This is a genomic window from Collinsella sp. AM43-1 (genome assembly GCF_003467925.1).
Classification (GTDB): Bacteria; Actinomycetota; Coriobacteriia; order Coriobacteriales; family Coriobacteriaceae; genus Collinsella.
The window spans coordinates 35,425-55,999 of record NZ_QSFR01000014.1; the positions used below are offsets into that span (position 1 = coordinate 35,425).

The following is a 20,575-nucleotide window of genomic DNA, read 5'->3' on the forward strand; positions in this document are numbered from 1 at the left end:
GGCGGGGCATTTTTGCCCCGCCGGCCCCTATTCCAGTTCTACCCCTGCGCTACTCCGGCTTGGTTTCTACCGTGGGAGTCTTGTCCGCTGCGACTGGGGTGCGGGCGGTGTCCATAGTCAGGCAGTGCTTGGGGCAGCTCTCGATGCACTCACCGCACACCACGCAGGCATACGGGTCGATCGACCACGTTCCACCCTTGCGATCGACTGCGAGCGCGCCCGCCGGACAGCGACGCGCACACATGCCGCAGCAGATGCACGCGTCCATGTCGTTGACGATATGCCCGCGCAAGCGCTCGGGTGCCGCGAGCTTCTCCTGCGGATAGCACACCGTTACCGGCTGCTTGACCATAGAGCCCAAGGCCGTCTTGGCAAATGTCAGCAAACTCATGCCGCGCCTACCTTTCCGTGCAGCTAATGCAGGGGTCGATGGTCAGGATAATCATGGGCACGTTGGCAAGGAGCACGCCCTGCAGCGCATGTGTCAGACCCGCCAGGTTCTGCGACGTCGGCGTGCGCACGCGGAAGCGGTCCAGGTTCTTGGTGCCGTTACCGCGCACATAGTAATACGCCTCGCCGCGCGGCTGCTCAATCACAACCTCGCCGCGTGCGCCGTCGGCCGGCGTAAGCTTGGTGCGCCCGCCGATCCCGTCGTGCGGAATCTTGCCCACAAGCTCCTTAATGATGTCCATGGCCTGCGTGACCTCGGCACAGCGCACCTGGCAGCGGGCATAGCAATCGCCATCGGTGGCGACAACCGGCTCAAACGCAGCCAGGTCCGCATAGGCACCGTCGCTAAACATGCGCACGTCGTAGTCCACGCCCGAGGCGCGCCCAAACGGGCCGACCATCGACAGATCCAGCGCGTCCTTCTTGCTGATCACGCCCACGCCATGCAGGCGCTCGCCACAGCTGACGTCGTCCAAAAACGTATGCACCAGGGCCTCGTAGTCGGGACGCATGGCATCGAGCGTCTGGACAATGCCAGCCAGCTCGGAGTCCTCAATGTCGTGCTTTAGGCCGCCGATCTCGTTAATCGAAAGGATCACGCGGCCACCGCACGTGCTCTCGAAGATCTTGAGAATCTGCTCGCGCAGGGTCCACGACCGATAGAACAGCGCCTCGAAGCCAAAGGCATCGGCGAGCAGGCCCAGCCACAGCAGGTGCGAGTGGATGCGCGAAAGCTCGTGCAAAATAGTGCGGATATACTGCACGCGGCCGGGCACCTCGATGTCGAGCATGCGCTCGCAGGCGCTGGCATAGCCGTAGCTGTGGCCCACGGCGCAAATGCCGCAGATGCGCTCGGCGATGTAGCCAAACTGGTGCATGTCGCGCTTTTCGGTGAGCTTCTCGAGTCCGCGGTGCACAAAGCCGATCTGCGGAATTGCCTCGATGACGCGGTCGTCCTCGATCACCAGGTCCAGATGAAGCGGCTCGGGCAGCACCGGGTGCTGCGGGCCAAACGGAATTACGGAGCGATGAGCCATGGACCTTACGCCTCCTTTTTCTGCTTGTCGCGGGCGGCCTTGGCGGCAAGCGCCGCACGGACCTTGGCCGCTTTCTCGGGATCCATGGCGGCGAGCTTTGCCTCCATCTCGGCGGCCTCGAGCGCGGCCTTCGCAGCGGCATCGTCATGCTGGGCATCGGAGCCGGCAGCAGCAGCGGGCTGAGCAGCGGCAGTGCCCGCAGCATCGCCGGCACCCGCGGCACCCTCCCCCGCAGCAGCCGCAGCCGCGGCGACCTTCTCGGCCGCGGCCTTGCGCGCCTTGGCCTCGGCGGCCGCGCGGACTTTCATGGCCTTCTCGCGCGCAGCCTTCACCTCGGGCGTGATGACGCTCATGGGTTCGGCAGTCGAGACCTGGTAGAAAAAGCCCTTAAAGTCGATCTGCATGTCGGTGATGGCAAGACCAAACAGGTCGTGGGCCTCATTTTCAAACGGGAACACCGCGGGGTAATACGAGCTGATGGACGGAATCTCCTGGTACTGGTCGATGCCCTCGACCACCAGGTTCTCGATCGCATAGCTGCCGTCCTGCGCAATATGCTCCTGAGCAGCACGGACGTTGATAAACGTATAGACCAAGCGATACGAGCCGTCGTCGACGTTGCGCTCGGCATGCATTTGCACAAAGCGCGCGCCGACGCCCTTGAGCGCCTGGACATGCGACAGGAGCTTGTCGATCCCGACGGTGGTATAGATAGCCTTTTGCATTACTCGGCCTCCTTTGCAGCGGCGGGCGTCTCAGCAGGTGCGTCGCCAGCGGCGGGCGCAGCAGGCTTCCCGGCAGGCGCGTCACCGGCACCGTCAGTCCCGGCCCCCGCAGCCACAAACCCGTCCTCGCCCAGCTCAACGCCACCGTCCCAGGTAGCGGCACCGCCCACGGTGAGCGGATCGCCACCGGCGCGCAACACGGTCTCCTTCTGGTCCAGGATGCCGCACGCCTCCACGATGGCATCGATCACCGTCTCGGGGCGAATGGCGCACCCGGGCGCGTACACGTCCACGGGAATCGCGCGGTCCACGCCGCCGATCACGTTGTAGGCATCGCGGAATACGCCGCCCGAGCATGCGCAGATACCGCAGGCCACCACGCACTTGGGCTCGAGCATCTGGTTGTAAATCTGACGCACGACGGGCAGGTTCTGGGCATTGACCGACCCCGTCACCAAAAAGATATCCGCATGCTTGGGGTTGCCGGTGTTGACCACGCCAAAGCGCTCCGCATCGAACAGCGGCGTGAGCGAGGCCAGCACCTCGATATCGCATCCGTTGCAGCTCGAGCCGTCGTAATGAATAACCCACGGCGAGCGCGACATTTTATGATCCATGGATGCCGCCTCCTAAATAAACACGTCGACGAGGATGGGCATAAGGTTGAGCAGGCCAAACACCAGCGCCACGCCCCAGCCGAGCTTAAAGCAGCTGCGCCAGGTGCTGCGTGCGAAGGTGTTGTCGATCAGCACCTCGACAAAATACGTCGCGGCCATCACGACCAGGGCTACGACCCAGCTCACCGGGTTGTCCCAAACAAAGAACATGCCCACCCACATCAAAAACAGCACGGTCTCACACCAGTGCATAAGGGTCATCTTGGCCAGCGTGCCGCCGCTCATCTCGGTGGCGACGCCCTGGACAATCTCCTGATGCGCGTGATGCGAGTACGAAAGGTCGAACGGCGACTTGCGTAGCTTGATGGTGAGCACCGCAAGCAGCGCCAAGAAAATGGGCGCGCTGTACACGATGATGGGCGCCGACTGTCCGGTCACGGCGATGGAATCAAAGCTATCGGTGGCAAGGTACAGGCCCACGCTCATCAGCAGAACGGCGGGCTCGTAGCTCATGACCTGCAGCAACTCGCGGTCGGCACCGACCTGGGCAAACGGGCTTTGCGTCGAGGCGGACGCCAGCACCACAAAGATCGCGGCGAGCGTAACCATAAAAGCGCACAGCAGCGTGTTGGAGCCCGACACAAAGATGCCGCCGCCCACGACGGTAAAGATGAGCGCGCACGCCATATAGGTATCGTCCATGGTGTTTACGCTGGCAGGGGCCTTGCGCAGCAGCTTGGCAACGTCGTAGAAGGGCTGCAGCAGGCGCGGGCCCACGCGGCCCTGCATGCGAGCCGAAAGTTTGCGGTCGATGCCGTCGATCAAGCCGCCCGCAAGCGGCGCCAGCAAGGCAAACGCCACGGTGCCAATAAAGATGCCCACGACGCCCGAACCTTCGAAATACTTGCCGCGCAGCACCGAGGGCGCGCTCATGGCAAGCCGCTCGGGCCCAATCCATGCGCAACACAGCAGCGCAAACAAGATAATGCTGCAGCATACGACGCTACCCGCGGGGCCAATACGCTTCTCGCCAAGGGCGTCCTCCGAGTACCAATTGCGCTTTTCGGCCTTCACCTCGTGTCCCATCGAGCCGCGGAAATGGCGATATTTGTCGGTTCCCACGCCCGAAAGGTACACGTTGACGTGCGGTTTGTTGCTCACGCGGAATGACGTCAGCAGCACCACGGCGATAAAAGCCACGATAACCACCATCAGATACATGGCGTCCTTGCCAATAACGTACGGCACGCGGCCAAACACCATGGCCAAGTAAGGCGACACCAGACCGCTCGAGATAACCGGAAACGCCACGCAGCACAGAATCAGCAGCGCGGCGATGGTGTTGAGGGCCATCCATTCGGTCTTATGGACATTGACCTCAACGTTTTGAGCCGTGGGGTCGACGCCCGAAAGCTTGGCAAGCCACTTGCCCCAGAAGTAAAACGTCGCGGCCGAGCCAAAGGCAAGCACCATGATCATGAGCACGTTGCCGGTCTGCGCAAACGCCACCAGGGCGCCCCACTTGGACACGAGCATGCCAAACGGCGCCACAAACATGCCCATAATGCCCAGCATCATCAGACGCGTCAGGTGCGGCATGCGGCTGAACATGCCGTCCATGTCCTCGATATTGCGGCTGCCGATATGATGCTCGGCCGTGCCCACGCACAGGAACAGCAGCGACTTGGCCACCGTGTGGAACAAGATCAGGAAGATGGCCGCCCATACGGCCTCGGGCGCGCCGACACCCAAGCAGGCACTGATGAGGCCCAAGTTGGAAATGGTGGAGTACGCGAGCACGCGTTTGGCGTTGCTCTGCGAGATGGCCATGAGTGCAGCGAGCAAAAACGTGATGGCACCCACACTCGTGACCATAAAGCCGGTCACGGGGTAGATGGCATAGAGTGGGCTCAGCTTGACCATCAGGAACACGCCGGCTTTGACCATGGTTGACGAGTGCAGCAGGGCGCTCGTGGGAGTGGGTGCAACCATGGCACCCAACAGCCAAGTGTGGAACGGCATCTGTGCGGCCTTGGTGAGCGCGGCGAGCGACAACAGGATGACCGGCATCACCAGCAGCGCGGACTGCGCGGTTCCGGTGCCGGAAAGCTCGATCATGCCCGAGATGGTCAGCGGCATGCCGTTAACGTGCAGATACATAAGTCCGGCCAAAAACGCGATGCCGCCCAGCATGTTGAGGATGATTTGGGTAAAGGCGTTCTTGATGGCCTCGGGCGTACGCGTGTAGCCAATCATAAGGAACGAACACACGGTGGTGATTTCCCAGCCGCAGAACAGCCACTCAAGGTTGTCGCTCGTCACGATGACGAACATGGCCGAGAGGAACAGGAACATGAGCGCCAGGAACTGCGGGCGACGGTCGGGCGCGGTCTGCCCGCGCAGCGCGGCCTCGTGCTCGTCATGGGCCTGGAAGTCCTTCATGTAGCCCAGGGCATACAAGCAGATTAGACTGCCAACGATGCCGACGGCGAGGACCATGATCACGCTCATGTAGTCCAGGTAGAGTGGCGTTGCCGTGACGGCTTCGGCCGCGGGCAGCGTCATGGCTGCAAAGGCGAGCGAGCCCACCAGCTGGACTATGCCGAGCACCGTGGTGAGCGCGTTCCTATATTTGTACGCGTTGTACAGGATGACAGCGCACAGGATGACGTCGATAACGGAACTGATGATCGAGAGCACATGCGAGGTGCCGGGGGCAACCTCAAAGCTCTGCGGACCCGTGCCAAAAAACATGACGGCGACTACAACTGTCACCGCCATAATAATGCCGGAGCCTATGAGCCCCGCCGCATCGCGGGCGCGGTCACCGCGCGCGAGCAGCATGCCCAGCGCCAGTACCAGCGGAAACAGGGTAAGGAAATACAGTAGCGTCATACCATCACTCCCCCATGCTAAAACGCTGCAATTGTTTAACGTTATAGCTCAATTGAGGAGTAGCGGCGGCGGGTTTTCGGTCAACTGGGGAGTTTTAGGCGTACGGGGTAAGGGCACGCCCGCATTGGAGCAGAGGGGCGGCAAGAAAAATGCGCCCCTGTGGGTGCACCATCCCGTTTGCTATTCCGCCTTTTTAACGCGCGGCTTGCGACCGCGCGGCTTATCGACCAGTGCGGACTCACCGCTCTCGCGGTACTGACGGCACCAAGCCTTGACCGAAGACTCGCTAGGAATCTTGTGCTTGATCATGGCCTCGCGAACCGTTAAGCCGTTTTCCAAGCGGTCCTTGACCACGGCGAGCTTAACTTCGTACGAATAGGTGTGATGATGCGAACCGGCGTTGAGAACGGCGTCGGCACCGCCCACGGCATATGCGCGGGCCCACTGACGAGCCGTGGCCTGGGGAATGCCGAGCTCCGCGGCGAGGGCGCGATGACCGACCCCCTCTTGGAGGACCTCGACGGCGCGCTGCCTAACCTCGGGCGCATGCGTGCGAGTCCTTGTTGCTTCCGACATACCTGCCACTTCTTAGCCTTAACCGTTAATCTGCTTTCTTACGTGCATGTTAGATAGTAGCATTTTGCTGTTTGCGCGTAACAGTTAATTGAAAATCGCACGGCGGCATCTGGGCATTTGCCATTAATTTGCAACAGTTCTTTAGGTTTTATTTACGCAGCTAGTTAGCTCGCGGCTCATTGACGGTGTTTTACCAACCAGATTGGTATCTTTTTGTTTGGCTGGTATGGTTTGTGTAATTATTAACCCCTCTTCAGCCCGCACCTACATGTCAACTTTCCACTTACTTTCCAGCTTTCCACCTAGCTTTCCAGCTTTCCACTTAACTTACCACCTAAGGTGGAAAGCTGGAAAGCTAGGTGGGAAGCTGGGGCAGCAGCAGGCCAGGAGAACAAGAAAAGGGGCGGCAACCGGGTGGTTGCCGCCCCCTTTGCGAAGCCAGTTGGCTTCGGAACTAGTGGTCGATGCCGTTGAGGTTCACCCTCGTGAGCGTATAGGTCACATAGTCGGGCGATTGAGGCGTTGCGCTCGCCACGTCACCCTTAACCAGGCTCGCTGTCATCACCAAGCGATAGTTCGCGTAGAACTGCTCACGCTGTTCAACCTGCGTGTTGACCTTAACGGTAAAGGGCAGGCTAAACGTAGTGTCACCGTTCTGCGTTTTGAACTTGCCATTCTCCTTCGAGTCAGTGAAGGTGATCGTGCTACCGGAGGGAGCGACCGCGGCAAGCTTACTCTCCGTCACTGTTACGTAGTTGGAGATATCATCCGTTACACTCTCATACGTGCCGTCGGTTCCGCGGCGCTGCAGCTCGAGCGTGTACACAACAGAGTCTGCGTTCGCAATTGCCTCGGCGGCGTTGCTGAGTCCACCCAGTTCATACGTGGCACCCAGACCAATCGTGCCATTCGCGATCGGACGCAGGTCGTCCACGTTAATGCCAAGCTGCGACTTCTCAGGCGCCGATAGCGTAATGGTCGTATCACCCGTGTCCATGCGATAGTATCCAACGTTACCGCGCTTCGTCATCGCCAGGCTCGAGGTGGCAAGACCAGAATCGCGCGTCGAAAGGTTGGCGGTATAGGACATCTTGGTACAGGCGTCCTCGCCAGACTGCTTGGACAGGGAGATGACCTTGTTGCAGCCGTCCGGCGTAAGACGAATCTCTTCCACTGCCGTACGCACGGTAAAGGATCCGCCCGTTGCACGCTTGCGGATTCCGGCAAGATCATGGTCGAGCGTGAGCCTCAGTGAGTCATCACCCGTATCCGTCACAATCTGTGTAAACGCAGGCGTCGAAGCGTCACACTTCTTCCAATCGCTGCCATTCCACATGTAGTTCTGATCGCCGACGGCAACATAGAACTTCGCAATTGCCGAGGTTCCGCTCGGGAAACTGCTTACTCCCATTAGGTTGTTGTTGGCGCCATAGCGACACAGCGATGTATCGAGCTGATAGAACAGATGGTCGCTCTCTGTATAGTATTGGCTCGGGCTAAACGCAACCGTATCCATGACATCGAGAGAAAGAACGTAGGCGGCACCGTCCTCCGACTTCGAAACCGGAATGCACGCCCCATCTTTTTTGTCGACTACATTCTGCTCATAATTGGACAAGATGCTGTATGTCGATGCCGTACTGTTTTGAATATCGTCGCTGCCATCAGTGCGTAAAACATGATGCAGATTCCAAGATATGCGGCCACCCGAAGAATTCGAGTCAATAGACGAAGCCGTAAAACCGTTGATACTAGCTTGCGTCACGCCGTCGCCCGACTTGGGCACGTTGACAACTAGGTAGACGCTCTCCGATGCACGCTTCTCCCTGCCGGTATCCTTCTCCTTAGGTACCTTTAGCGTATAGCGACTGTTGCTGGGAACGTCAGCACCCGCAACCTTAAACAGCGTCCACTTGCCATCGAGTTTCGCCTTAGCGGTCGCCTCAGCCTCCTTATCACACTTAGTCCATGTGCCGGCGCCATCCTGCGTGGCCGACACATCCAAAATCTCGCTCAGCCATCGCTCCTGATATGGATTGCGCGCAGGATCCCTAAAGCCGTCGTTTCCGCTCAGCGAAACGCTCGTTGCTCCGCCTTCGCCCACCGTATAGTGATACTCTCTGCCACCGGCCTTGCCATCAACGTTCGCATCGATGAGCGTAAGCTGGGTGCCCTGGGGCAACCTTCCGTCGGCACCATTGAAGAGGATACTCTTGCCGAGCCCCTTCATCGAGCCGCCAGCAGCCATATAGCTGTCCCAGCCAAAGTCGACTTCCTTCCCATTGGCAGAATTGTATGTCCAGGTAAGCAGACCCGTCATCGGCTCGCCAAAGCTCGTAAGCACGTGTGCATCTTTTCCAAGGTTAGCGTAGTCTTTTTCTTTAAATTGAGTGCCGTAATCATACGTTGCAGTGAAATCGATCTCGAGCTTGCGCTTAACGATGATCGGCACCTGAACGTTGTAGCTCTGACCCGCCTCGGTAAAGGTAACGGTCAGGAGCGTAAAGCGACCTTTGCCGTTGTCCCAATCGGAGCTTGGGCTAAACGACATATTGTTCTTGCCATTGTTCACTACGCGAAGCGTGGGATTGTTCGACGCGTCATCGTCCTTAACGAATACACCGTTCTTGAGTTGGAACACCTCCGCCTTGGCCGTCACGTGCGGATTGGTGCCATTCTCGTTATTCAATCTGCAAGCGTCGGAGAAGCCGCCGTTCGTGATGATGTTTAGATAGCTCTTGACCGTCGTATTATCGGTACCCGAGATCACCAAAACGGGGAAATCCGCTGTGGCTTGGTTGCTGCTTGTATCATTATTCGAATTGAACTTACTGGCCACGGATGAGGCATCGTAGCTCGACTTATTTTGATAGGCGCCGTTGTCATTAATGCCGCCGATATTCGTGTAGGTGTAGCGATCGGCAACACCGGTGCCTGCCTCGCTCTGGACGGTCGCCGCGGTGTCGATGGTGGCGCCGTCGCCAAACAGGTAGCGATCGGTGGTGTCGTTGTCGGAGGCACGCGCCGCCAGCGTGCTTACGGGGCTCGTGGTCACATACGGGCTCGCTGCCGTGGTGGCGGTATTGTCCGCGCCGTAGAGCGTGATCCCCTTGTCAGGTGCTTCCAGTGTGTCGTTATAGTCACCAAACGCGATATACGACTTCATGTTTACGGCGGCCGCATTGGTCGTGTAAACCATCGGCGGCAGATCACGCGTGGTCTTGCCGTTGCCGAGCTTTACGTTCACGCCCGCTGCGGAGAGGCTATAGCCGTTTGTGTCAACCTCGCCTAAGAGCACGCCCTGCTTAGAGCCCAATTTGTAGGTATTGCTGTCCATGAGCACGTTTACCAGATGGAACTGGCCGCGTCCGTCGCCCGCAATGCCGCCGTTGGAGGTTCCGCCAAACGTTGTGTTAGATACCTTTGTGTTGGTGACGTTGATGACGTCGGCACCGCTGTTAATCGCGCCAAGTAGACCGCCGCTCCACCTGCCCTTGATCGTGGCGCTCTCAATCGCGATATTGTTGCAGGCTATGTTCACATTGCTGAAGTAGTAGCCGATAAGTCCGCCCGAGCATTGGTCGGTGCCGGCAATGTTGATATTCTCGACGCTACAGTCCTCAAACCAGTACGTGTTGGGGCTGCCACTGCTCGTGACCTCGCCAATCAAGCCGCCCGCATTACGGATGCTATTGTTCGTTCCGGTGGCATCGCCGATGATGGCGCTCTTGGCATCGCCTCCGGCATCAATGCGCACGTTGCTTATAGAAATAACGCCTCTATAGGCGCTTCCGACCACACCGCCGGCGCCCATGTACTTATCGGTGTTCGACCCGGTGGCGAGTACATTTACCCCAGAGATGACTGCCGTGCTCGATGCGACGGCTTCCGTGATGCCAATTTTGGTGTTCACCGATACGTTACTGGAGGTATAACCGAACACGCCGCCCACGTAGGGTGTTGTACCCGTGGCGGTTATGGTCGAGTTTTTGCCAATAGTCTTCTCGTATACCCCTGTGGCCGCGGTTGTCCACACGCCGCACGGCGAGGCGATCGCACCCACATAGCCGCCAACGTACTTCTCGCCCGTGACGCTAAGGCCAGTGTATGAGCAGTCACAGAGATTCGCGGGCGCCTGCGTGCCGGAGCCGAAATTGACCATATAGGTCACGTCGTTATCCGTCCTTCGGCTGGTACGGCCCGAGCTGCCAAGAAGCCCTCCTACGCTCTTTGCGCCCAACACGGTGCAGTTCTTCATCTGTACGTTGCGGTAGACGCCACGCGTGTTGCCGTCGTAGTTGGCCGTTGCGCCCGCCAAAAGGCCGGTGCCGATGAGGTCGTTCGATGCCGGTCCCGAGGCAATGCTACCGTTGGCGTCTTTGTACGTGAGCGATACGTTGCAGTTACTAAAGGTGAGGTCTTTGACCTGAGCGCCGTCATTCGCGGTGACGCTCTGCCCCACATTGGTTGAGGTGAACATCACGGTGCTGAATAGGCCGCCCACGCCCGAGACCTTATAGTCGTCATCGGCATATTCGACGACGCCGTAAGTGGCATCTTTGGTGCCCACCGTGATGGTGGCCCCGTTGCCGTCGATCGTTGCCACGTGCGGCGTGATGCGGTCGCGATCGGTGGACGCCTCGTTCGAGCTGCAAGCATTGGAATAGTAACGGCCGCTGAGACCCACGTATCCCGTGCCGTAGCCAGTCATATCATAGGTGGCATTTTCCTTGAACTCCAGGCTCATGCCGATCGATTTCGACGCGCACACGTAGCCCGTTTGGTAGTCGGCAGCGTAGGACGCCACCAGGTAGGGCGAATTTACATCGTCATCATGGTTGAGCGGGCCGTGCCACCCCTGTTTGCCCGGGGCCTTCTGGTCATCGTTTTTGGCGGTTTCGAAATCGCCGGAAGCGCTCGCAGGCTTGCCCACGCAGTCGTAGCTGGCATTTCGCACCTTACCATATTCCTTGTTGCCAAACAGGTAGCCGTTTATCGCCGGGTCCTGCTTATCGCTGCCCCAGTACGCCTTGGAGCCGCGGAACACGCCATAATTAGCGTAGTCAGTATGTGCCGCTCCAGCACCCGCACCCGAGCTAATGATGGCCGAGAGCACCAAAAGGCCCTGGGCGTTTTCCACCGTGGTCACGGGTGCCTCGGCATCAGTGCCGATATACTTGTTGTCGGTGCCCGTGGTAGTGACGCAGGCAGCTCCCTTGTTTGTGAGCTCGTTGATCTTGTAGTTAGCGTTACCGTTTTCGACTTTGCAGCCCTCGCTAAAGGCATAGCCATCAATCACACGACCAACGTAGGGATTGTCGTACTGCCGGAAGTTGCCCGTTCCAAGACCCTGAGACTTGTCGCTGGTTCCAGCGCGCCAAGACGTCCCTGACATATTGCGGAAGATCACACCGCCGCCCGCAATGGCACCAACGTAACCGCCGATGGGAACAAGATGTGGCTTAGTTCCGCCACCAGCAACCGTAAAGCCGGTTGTGGAGTTATCGGGCGTTGTCCCATTCACGGCCACACCGTCGATAATGTTATCGCCGCCAAGGATGCAGCCGATAACGCCACCGAAGAACGGCGTCGGAACACCGTCGGCATCCTTGGCAGAATAAGTAATAGTCGCCGACGCGTTCACATAGCGAATATTCAGATCGCGCACCACGCTGCCGTAACTATAGGGAATAAGGCCGCGAAGCGAACCCTCGTTATTCTCTATCTTGATGGTTGCCTTTTTATCACCTTTAGGGTTGCCAACGATGACGCCACGGAACGGGTTGGCTTTGTTGCCAAAACCGCCAAACGATGCGCCGTCGAGGGTGATCGTATTACCCCCGGTAGGTTCAATACTGTAGTACGCGCTTTGGATATAGCGGTGCATCATCTCGTCGGAAAGTGTGGCCGAAGGATCAGTGGTGTCGCCGGTCTTCTTTTCCCACTTCTTCCCAGTGTCTTTCGCCTGCTTATAGACGTACGTAACCTCATTGTCGGTTTTATTGTCGCTGCGGCGAGTACAGAGCGTACTCTGGTTGACGGCAATGGTGACCTCCCAACCGTCGAGCGCAGTTTGGTTGTTGATGTAGTTGGCGATGGCGTTCATCTCAGTCGCGTCCTTAACGGCATACGGATCGCCATATGTGCCGCATCCCTCTACCAGCTTTGGAATGCGCTGGTTGACTTTAATTTCATGATATTGGACGCCGCTCTCGGTGGCCTTTCCCTTATAAACATAAGGAAGATAGCCACCAAACCAAGGCCTGACGTCACCGTCCTTCTTACCATCAACCGTCACATAGCCGCTCACGGCACCATACGTCGCTTCGTCGTAATACCAAAGCTGCTTGCCCGGGTACTCCGTACTCCCATCAATCTCAGATCCGTATGTCACCTTGCCTGCATCGGCATCGGCATCGGCCTTAGTAAAGGTGTAGTCCGCAGAGCCCGTGCTCGTGCTTCCGTAGCCAAAACTCTCCAGCAGGCTCGCATGGGTGAAGATCGTTTTGTTCTTTTGGCTGGGCAAGCTGATTTGCTCAAACTTTGCCGTCACCTGATCGGCCTCACTGCCTACACCAAGCTTTCCGAACAGCGACGTAGCCGCCTTGGTGTCACTCGTGTACCCAGTAGTCTTGATATTCTTCGCGTTCAGGCTCACGTACTTCTGCATCTCGTTGATGAGCAGAGGCATATAGGCGTTAGCATCCGTGGCGCTGTTGGCGCCGTCGACAATCAGATTGTTGAGCGTAAGACCATCAATTGAGATCTTTCTAATCTTGGTGCCATTGCCGTCGCTGGACCCATACACGTAGCGGCACACGAGCGCGCCCGAAGAGCTTCCGCTTGCTCCATCAGTGTCTTCAGAGCTCTTTCCGTCATTAATAACGGGCCCAACAGTACCACGCAAAGTGACGTTTTTTACTGTGAGATCGCCGTTTGCCACCGTTCGAAAAAGACCGCAGTGCATGTTCTCGTGCTGGGTAGCATCGGAATTTAGCTTGTTGCCATTCTGCTCGGCCTTGATCTTGGAGTAACAGAAGGTAATGGTCGCATTCTCAACCGTCACCTCTCCGCTCGGCTGAGTGGGATAATAGCTGTAGCCGGCCAAATCGATTGTACCCGTTATGGTTATGGAATCATCGAGCCCTGTCGTGCCATTGGGAACGATTGTCGAACGAATACCTTCGGGAGCATAACGGTAAGCAGACCATAAGAGCAGCTTTTCCGCTGTATCGATTTGACTGCCACTAAAGCCGCCTTCACAATTCTTAGAGGCTATGTCGAGGTTGTAGAAGTAGCGGGTATTGCCGTTCGTATTCTGGCTTCGACCGAAAGACGAGCGATTATGGTAGCTGTTGTCTTTTGTGGAATCGCCGTCCATGTCCAGCTTGTTTTTCTGTGTGTGTAGCGAAACGACCGTGTTCCAGTCGGCGTCCATGAGCTTGCTGCCGTTGTTTGGTTTTACACCGCTGCCAACCCATTCATCGAAGGACGTTACGCCCGGTGCAACGATGGCCCCCTCGCCGCTGGGCACCCTATAGGCGGTATCCCAATAAGCCCTGTCCTCCAAGTACAGGCCTAGGTAGCTCTCGACGCCATATGTCGTCTTATCATCCACCTTGCAGCCGCGGCAAACTAGAACGCCGAGCGTCTGAGCGGCGCCTGCATTAATCTTTGTGCCCGAGAGATCGATGGCGTAGTTGTTGATAATCCAGTGACCGCTGGCTGCGTATACGAGGCCGCCGACCTCGGTAGAGTCGCTTGCAGCCACAGTCGTGTTGTTGGTCGTTTTGAGGGCGTAGGTGCTGCCGCTGGTGTTTGCAGCAGCATCGCCAATGGTGACGATGGCGTTGCCCCAGCTGTAGCCCAAAAGGCCACCGGCACCGTTGAGCGCATCACCGTTCCTACCGACGTTCATCTTGAATGAATTGAACGAAAGGCCCGAAATGTTCACGTACTTATCAGCTGAGTTGGCTATTGTCCCTGCATTGTAGGTACTCTGTGCGATGCAGCCGATAAGACCACCGACTTGGGCAATCTTGCCGCCGGCGCAATCGCCGGTTTTGATTTCGCCGCCGACTTCGAGGCCCGTAACATTGAATGTCGAAGCGCAATCGCTCACATAGCCGATGGCACCGCCAATACGGCTATTGCCGTTAAGCGATCCGGCTGCAGTGATAGTCGTTTGCGCCTTGCTGTTACCCTTAAACGTAACCGTGGCAGCCGCCGACACGCTGCCCGCAATACCACCAATGTTCACGTCATTGGCAAACGTATCATCGCACGCGTTATTCGTTTTGCACGTTACGCTAGACAATGACAGGTTGCCGACGATGGCACCCGCCAGCGACCCGGCATCGATAGCCGAACCGTTATCGAACTTCATGGAGCCAGCGATTGTGACGTTGGAGATGGTTGCGCCGTTGACGGCCGCGAACAAGCCTAAGCGGCCGTGGCGGTAGATTTTGCCGTTGCCGTTGCTCGTGTCATTGCCGTCAAGCACAGCTTCACCACGCTTGCCGTACGGCTCGCCGACGGCAAGGTTGATTGTGCCGTTGCCATTTGTGCCGCCGCCGTTCAACGTCCCCGAGAAAACTTGCGAGCCGTCTGCACGATCCTGCGTGAAACCCGTCAGGCCCGTGCCCTTGAGATCAATAGTGCCGTTCACCGTAATGGTCGAGGACTGCAAGATGTTCGGGTTGTTTTCAGAAACGCCCTCGACCATGGAGTAGTAGCCGTTGGTTTGCCAGGTGATTACAAGTTTGGCGAAATCCTCAACAGAGGTTAGGGTGTAGGCACCGTTAGTCAGCGCCAACGATGCCGGCAAGGTCAGCTTGTGAGTGCTGGGGTCAAGCGTAATAAATTTATCGCCCAAGCGAATAACTTCGCCATAGGTCGCGATATCATCCGTCTTCGAGGCCTTGTTGCTGCGCCTATAGGTCCAACCCGTAGCGCCTTCATCGGTTACGTTACCGTTAGAGCCATCGCCGGCAGCGAAAATCAGTGCGTTGTTGTTCTCGTAGACAAGCTGACCCGTCGTGGCGTTCTCGGCAAAGCTTGCGCCCGACAGGTTTGTGATGCCGCTGAACTTGATTACGGCATTCCGTGCGGAGCCCGCAATACCAGCCGCGCGATTGTTTGCTGCACCGCCAATGGCATTATCGCTTGTAAGCGTAAAATCGCGCACGTCGAGCACGCTGCGCGTGTCGATAACACCCACGGCGCCACCGAACTTTCCGGCGTCCGTTCGTGCCGAAGCAACTCCCTTGCACGTAACCGTCACGCCGTCGAGCACAGCGGCGACAGGCTGCGAATTGACAGGCTGCGAATTGGAATCCGCGTTATCGCCAACATAGCCAACAACACCGCCCGTATCGGACAGCTTGCCCGCAAGTTCAAACTCAATTGAGCACGTTTTCTTATCCGCATCCTTTTGGACCACAAAGGCACGCAAAGCGCCTTTGTCGTCCGTTTTCGTCGCGAACACCTTGCCGACAAGGCCGCCGTAGCTGCCGTTGACACTAACATCTTCTGGTAAGGCGAGTTTGCTCTTATACGCCCCGCCTTGCACCACGATGTCTCCATTAGAGATATCGGCCATGCCAAAAAGAGCGCCGGCGCGCTGCGACGCACCAAGTGTCACAAGGTTGCCCAGGTCGAACATATTGGGCTTAACGATAAATCCCTGCGCAAAGCTCACGTCGCCGATAACGCCACCAGAACAAGCGCTGTTCTCATCGCCAATATTTAGAGGACACCTAATCTGCTTATTATCCGCGCCCAGCGTGAGCACGGTCGCTTTGCCAATAAAACCGCCGCTGGCGGTGGTGCCCTTGACGGTGAGCGCGCGTAGGTCGAGAGCTTCCGTGACGTTGACCATGGCACCTGCGCTCGAGCCAACGAGGCCTACGACACCGCCGGCGGAGCCGTTTGTGGACTGGACGGTGGTGGTGGGAACGTTGGTCAGGGCGCCGATACTCAGGGTCGCACCGTCCTTGACTTCGCCTACGAGCAGGCCAGCGTTGCCAGAGCTCGTTTTGACGGTTCCGTCTGAGGCCAGATCGTTGGGGAACGTGACGGACTCAACCGTCAAGGTCCCGCTCTCGACCGTGTTGGCAATCAAGCCAATGTTGCCCGTCGCATTCGCGTTGAGATTCTTTCGGGAACAGGTGGGGGTGAGGCTATAGGTAACGTTCGCGGTAAGGTTGCCCGTCGTCGTACCCAGGAGAGGTGCCGTCAAGGCGGAAGTCGTGTCCTTCACATCAGCGTTCACGGGATCCGCGATGTCAACCGACGCGATGAGCGCCTTGCTCTCTTCGCTGTTTTCCGCACCGCTGACCTTCGAAGCGACCATCGGCGCGCTATAGCTAGTCGCGCCCACCCACTTTATCCTGACCCTATTTTTTTGGCCAGACAGCTTGAGGTTATTAAAGACCGTCCGATCAGTCGTAAGCTCGACGGGACTATCATCGTCCAGCGACCTATAGATCCTGCCTTCGAACGGACGCTCATCGCTGCCAAGGCCCTGGAAAGACATGCCGTTATCAGCCGACTCAGTGAGCTTCGCATCGCCCGTGATGATAACCTTGATCTGCGCATCATAGTAAAGCGAAGCGTCGGCGTTAGACAGGACGGCGAACGCTTTCGACAACGTGACATTGAGGCTTTGGATTCCGCTCCTGTCGTCTTTGCACACGATGCTTTCCGCGCCGTTCGCCTTGAGCAGGTCGACAAGCTCATCAAGATTTGTAATCGAAGCATCGGCCTGGGCCTCAGCGTCTTCCGAAACCGCGGCATCGGCATCTTGCTCGGCATCGCCAGCGGCGGCATCCCCTGCCGCATCGTCGCCTTCCGCCTGATCGCCCGTGGAATCGGAACCCGTGGCACTATCGACGGTATCGCCCGTTGCGGCGTCGCCATTCGCAGCGCCATCCTGGGCACTGTCACCCGCGGCACCAGTATCACTCGACCCAGGCCCGGTCGCGGCATCGCCGTTGGTCTCACCGCTCTCGGCAGCGTCCGATGCCTCCGCAGACGCGGCGGCAATCTCGCTCGAGATGTTCTGCCAGCCGGCCGCCACAGCGGCCACCGTGGGCGAGCATGCCTGGAGCACCATGACCACCGTCATGAACTCTGCGAGTATGCGCTTTGCCGTTCTCATCGATTCCGTACCTCTTATCCTAAAAACTCTGCTGCCAGAGTTATTGAGTCTCCGTCGTACCCGCTTGGGTGGTTCCGCTCGCGCTAATGCCCAGGTCATCCCAGCCACCAGGCGTTTTGCCGTCCGCTCGGTAGAAGTTGACGACCATCGAACCCGGCTCCATGGTGAACGTAGCCGTGCGAGCTGTAGCATCCACCGTCGCGCTATGGTTGGTCGCGAAGAACGGGTCGATCTCCACGTTCTCCCCCCACGTGAGCGTGACGTTCGCCGGTGCTCCCGTGACCGTCACGCGGTAGTTATACGCAGCGTAATCAGTAAACTTACCAGCCTCATCGACCAGCGCGCCCTCGACCGCCGCGGTCTTGACCTCGGCCCTCTTTGACGGCACGACTTTCGCCGCCAGGCAGGTAAGCTCGGTGCCGGGACTCTTCTCCGATACGACCGTGGCCTTAATCACAAAGTAGGCATGTCCCAGCTTGTCCTCAGGGAACGTCACGGTGTAGTCGTTCTTGGTAGGTTGATTCTCCGGAAGCGTGACGCTGCTACCGGGCTGGGGCGCATAGCTCCACGTGGCGCCATCGAGCCCGTGCCCCTCGACCGTCAAGGTGTATGTCACATTTTTGTCGTTGCAGAAGTTGCTGTTGCCCAGCAAGTAGTTGTAGATGCTAAAGGTAAAGTTGCACTGCCCGTTGTTGGGATACACCGTAACGGAGCGCTGGGCACGGGCGAGCTCGTCGGGGCTAGGCGCACTCATATAGCCCGTGAGCAAATCGCTTGCAAATAGGCTCTGCGCAGTGCCCGTTGCGGCGACGGACTTTAGAAATCCGTTGGCGGTGTAGGCGGAATAGGTAAAGTAGCCACCCGTCACGAGCGCCACGGCGCAAATAAGTGCGATTGCCGCCACAACCAGCTTGTTCTTGACTAGGCTCTTGCTTTTTGCCAGCTGCTCGCGCTCGGCATCCTGCTGTTTCTCTTGCTTCTCCATGTGCGCCCCCTCTCCTACTTGCCGCTCGTGTTGCGCGCGATCAGGTAAATCACGTCGGTCTCTTTGGCGCTCTCGTCCCACGAAAGCTTGATGATAAAGTTAAGCGTGTCATTGCCAGTCGAGTTGTCGAGTGTCTTAGCGTTGAGGTCGCCTTTGCCGAATTTCTTGTATCGGTAGAGCGGGCGCGCGTTGCGCTGGACGTTTTGATAGTCCTTGAATGTAGGGTCGCTTGCGCCCTCGCCCGGCACGGCTGCCAGACCGTCGTTCTCCTTGTTGATATATTCGAAGCTCGTCAGCAGGTTCTCTCCGGTTGCTTTCCAGCTATAAGATTTGCCGTCTGCGGTACCGCTCACGTCGGGCGTCTGGAGCGCAGACGTGTTCTCGGCTCTGTACAGCTCAATAGTGAGACCCGTAATGTTGGTCGTATTCGCGAGTTGCAGCTCAAAACCGTCACCGCCCGTCTGCACGCAAAACGCACGCTTGAGCGTCACCGTGTTGCCGGTCTTGGTATCGCCGTATTCGGGGTTGTAGCTCAGGTCGACCTGCTCTGTTGCCGTAGCGTTGGGGCCCAGCACTTTGAGCTCCGCCGGCTCCTTGATCTTGCCAACGGTGGAGCCGCGATTGGCATCGACGAACCATCCGAGCGTCAATCCCAGCAACACGAGAAGCACGGCCACCAGACCCACGATGGCCAGGGATTCGCGACGGTGGTCGCTCACCCAAGCCTTGATGCGCTCGATGCGGCCAGCCGGACGCGCTTCGCCGTGCGAGCCGAACCCGTTGCCGCCGGGGTTTGCCGCTCCTTCGTTGTGTTTGATATCGCCCTGCTCGCGGGCATTAAGCTGCTCGTCCATTTATTTATCCGCCTCCTTGGCGGTGAAGCGCACGCGAATGTACTTGACGTTCTTGCCGATAATCTCGTCGGCGTTGTTGTAGTAGCTGGCGCAGGTTTCCACATCCGCAGAGGACATGCCGGCTCCGACAGGCGGAACCGCGCTAGGCGCCTGACCTGGCACGCTCGTGCTATCGGCGCGGAAATAGCGCGCGTGGTTATTGTTGATGTCGCCGACGAGGGTTGTGTATCCCCCCTCGTCGCCTGTGTTAGCGAAAAGGTTGCCACCGTAGCCGGCGTTGCCCGTGCGAACATAGCTCTTGAACTGCTCCGGCCAAATCCAGTAGAGGGTTTTGGTTGCGGTTTTGGTCGTGCTATTTGAGCCCTCAGCGCAAAAGCTCCGCGCCGGGATGGTAAAGCTCTGCGTAATGACGGTGACGCTCGCTCCGTCCTGGGTCACCGTGGTTGTCGTGGGAACCAGCGGATTGGAGTAAAAGCCAGAGGTGTCTTTGCCCTGGAAAACCAGGATATGACCGCGCACCAAATCTTTAAGCGAGTTGATGATCTCTTCGTTTGTCGATGCGTCCACAACGGAGTCCGTGCCCGCAACGCTCGTCTGGACAGAAATCTCCCAGGTCATCTCCACCGTAATATCGTGCAGGTCGTTGCAGAGCGGCTTGACGTTGAGCTGAAGCTGGCCCGCCGACCCCGGAGAAAGACTGCCATCGGCACTCATGTTATTGAGGTTGAAAAGATTGTTCACGGCAAGGCTTGTACTGTCCGACGCGTAGTTGTCCTGGGCGTCGTACTTACCTGCCGTGCCGCCCTGCGTTCCCGAGAGCACAAACCGTGGGCCCTTCGCCCCGATCGTACTCCCCGTGGCGCTCACTCGATTGTTCGCGGCAAACCAGGCAAGGCATGCAAAGATGGCAACGATGGCGGCCAGCACAAACAGACCGCTCACCAGGAAATCCTTCCAGAAATCCTTGAGGGTCCGCACATGCTCGTCGGCAGCTTGGCGGTACTCGGCCGCCGTCTTGTGCTGCTGGAGCTCGCTATGTCGGTCCATGCCACTCATCGTTTGCGTTTGCCCTGCTAGCGGGCGTGCCGTCCTTTCCGCTTGGTCGCGATCAATCCGTTGCTCGTAGGCATAGAATTCAGGCAGAATACAACACCATACGATAAGGTAAAAGAATAGCATTGACCTGCGGTTTGCTCCACAGCGCAAGCCTTAATGATGTCTTAAAGATTACGAACCTTGATTGGCAACTTCATCCGAACACCTCCCATATTCATC

The 20,575-nt window shown here is 58.0% G+C and carries 10 protein-coding genes; all 10 read right to left on the minus strand.

Annotated elements, in window-relative coordinates; translation table 11 throughout:
• Window positions 1–49: 49 nt before the first annotated feature.
• Window positions 50–391, minus strand: a complete 342-nt coding sequence (locus tag DW925_RS07580; RefSeq protein ID WP_117630030.1) for a 4Fe-4S dicluster domain-containing protein — start codon at window positions 389–391, stop codon at window positions 50–52.
• A gap of 7 nt (window positions 392–398) precedes the next feature.
• Window positions 399–1,487, minus strand: coding sequence for a nickel-dependent hydrogenase large subunit (locus DW925_RS07585; protein WP_117630031.1), 1,089 nt, complete (start codon window positions 1,485–1,487; stop codon window positions 399–401).
• Window positions 1,488–1,492: 5 nt separating this feature from the next.
• A complete protein-coding gene (locus tag DW925_RS07590) occupies window positions 1,493–2,212 on the minus strand; it encodes an NADH-quinone oxidoreductase subunit C (protein ID WP_117790725.1) in 720 nt (239 codons plus the stop codon).
• Complete coding sequence (locus DW925_RS07595) at window positions 2,212–2,829, minus strand: NADH-quinone oxidoreductase subunit B family protein (RefSeq protein WP_117630032.1); 618 nt, start codon at window positions 2,827–2,829, stop codon at window positions 2,212–2,214. Before DW925_RS07595 ends, DW925_RS07590 begins: the two co-directional genes overlap by 1 nt.
• Before the next feature lie 12 nt (window positions 2,830–2,841).
• On the minus strand, window positions 2,842–5,724 hold the full coding sequence (locus tag DW925_RS07600) for a proton-conducting transporter membrane subunit (RefSeq protein ID WP_117630033.1): 2,883 nt from the start codon (window positions 5,722–5,724) through the stop codon (window positions 2,842–2,844).
• 180 nt (window positions 5,725–5,904) lie between these two features.
• Window positions 5,905–6,300, minus strand: coding sequence for a helix-turn-helix domain-containing protein (locus DW925_RS07605; RefSeq protein WP_117564058.1), 396 nt, complete (start codon window positions 6,298–6,300; stop codon window positions 5,905–5,907).
• A 454-nt stretch (window positions 6,301–6,754) separates the two neighbouring features.
• Window positions 6,755–17,461 carry a hypothetical protein gene (locus DW925_RS07610; RefSeq protein ID WP_117629812.1) on the minus strand — a complete coding sequence of 3,569 codons (10,707 nt, stop codon included), beginning with the start codon at window positions 17,459–17,461 and terminating at the stop codon, window positions 6,755–6,757.
• A gap of 40 nt (window positions 17,462–17,501) precedes the next feature.
• Window positions 17,502–18,446: a hypothetical protein gene (locus DW925_RS07615; protein ID WP_117629811.1), complete on the minus strand. Its 945-nt coding sequence runs from the start codon at window positions 18,444–18,446 to the stop codon at window positions 17,502–17,504.
• Between the two features lie 14 nt (window positions 18,447–18,460).
• Window positions 18,461–19,300, minus strand: coding sequence for a hypothetical protein (locus DW925_RS07620; protein WP_117629810.1), 840 nt, complete (start codon window positions 19,298–19,300; stop codon window positions 18,461–18,463).
• Window positions 19,301–20,347 carry a hypothetical protein gene (locus DW925_RS07625; protein ID WP_117629809.1) on the minus strand — a complete coding sequence of 349 codons (1,047 nt, stop codon included), beginning with the start codon at window positions 20,345–20,347 and terminating at the stop codon, window positions 19,301–19,303.
• Window positions 20,348–20,575: the final 228 nt, after the last annotated feature.

Coding starts and splice junctions, on each gene's coding strand:
- DW925_RS07580 (WP_117630030.1), bottom strand. CDS start 391: ATGAGTTTGCTGACATTTGCCAAGACGGCCTTGGGCTCTATGGTCAAG.
- DW925_RS07585 (WP_117630031.1), bottom strand. CDS start 1,487: ATGGCTCATCGCTCCGTAATTCCGTTTGGCCCGCAGCACCCGGTGCTG.
- DW925_RS07590 (WP_117790725.1), bottom strand. CDS start 2,212: ATGCAAAAGGCTATCTATACCACCGTCGGGATCGACAAGCTCCTGTCG.
- DW925_RS07595 (WP_117630032.1), bottom strand. CDS start 2,829: ATGGATCATAAAATGTCGCGCTCGCCGTGGGTTATTCATTACGACGGC.
- DW925_RS07600 (WP_117630033.1), bottom strand. CDS start 5,724: ATGACGCTACTGTATTTCCTTACCCTGTTTCCGCTGGTACTGGCGCTG.
- DW925_RS07605 (WP_117564058.1), bottom strand. CDS start 6,300: ATGTCGGAAGCAACAAGGACTCGCACGCATGCGCCCGAGGTTAGGCAG.
- DW925_RS07610 (WP_117629812.1), bottom strand. CDS start 17,461: ATGAGAACGGCAAAGCGCATACTCGCAGAGTTCATGACGGTGGTCATG.
- DW925_RS07615 (WP_117629811.1), bottom strand. CDS start 18,446: ATGGAGAAGCAAGAGAAACAGCAGGATGCCGAGCGCGAGCAGCTGGCA.
- DW925_RS07620 (WP_117629810.1), bottom strand. CDS start 19,300: ATGGACGAGCAGCTTAATGCCCGCGAGCAGGGCGATATCAAACACAAC.
- DW925_RS07625 (WP_117629809.1), bottom strand. CDS start 20,347: ATGGACCGACATAGCGAGCTCCAGCAGCACAAGACGGCGGCCGAGTAC.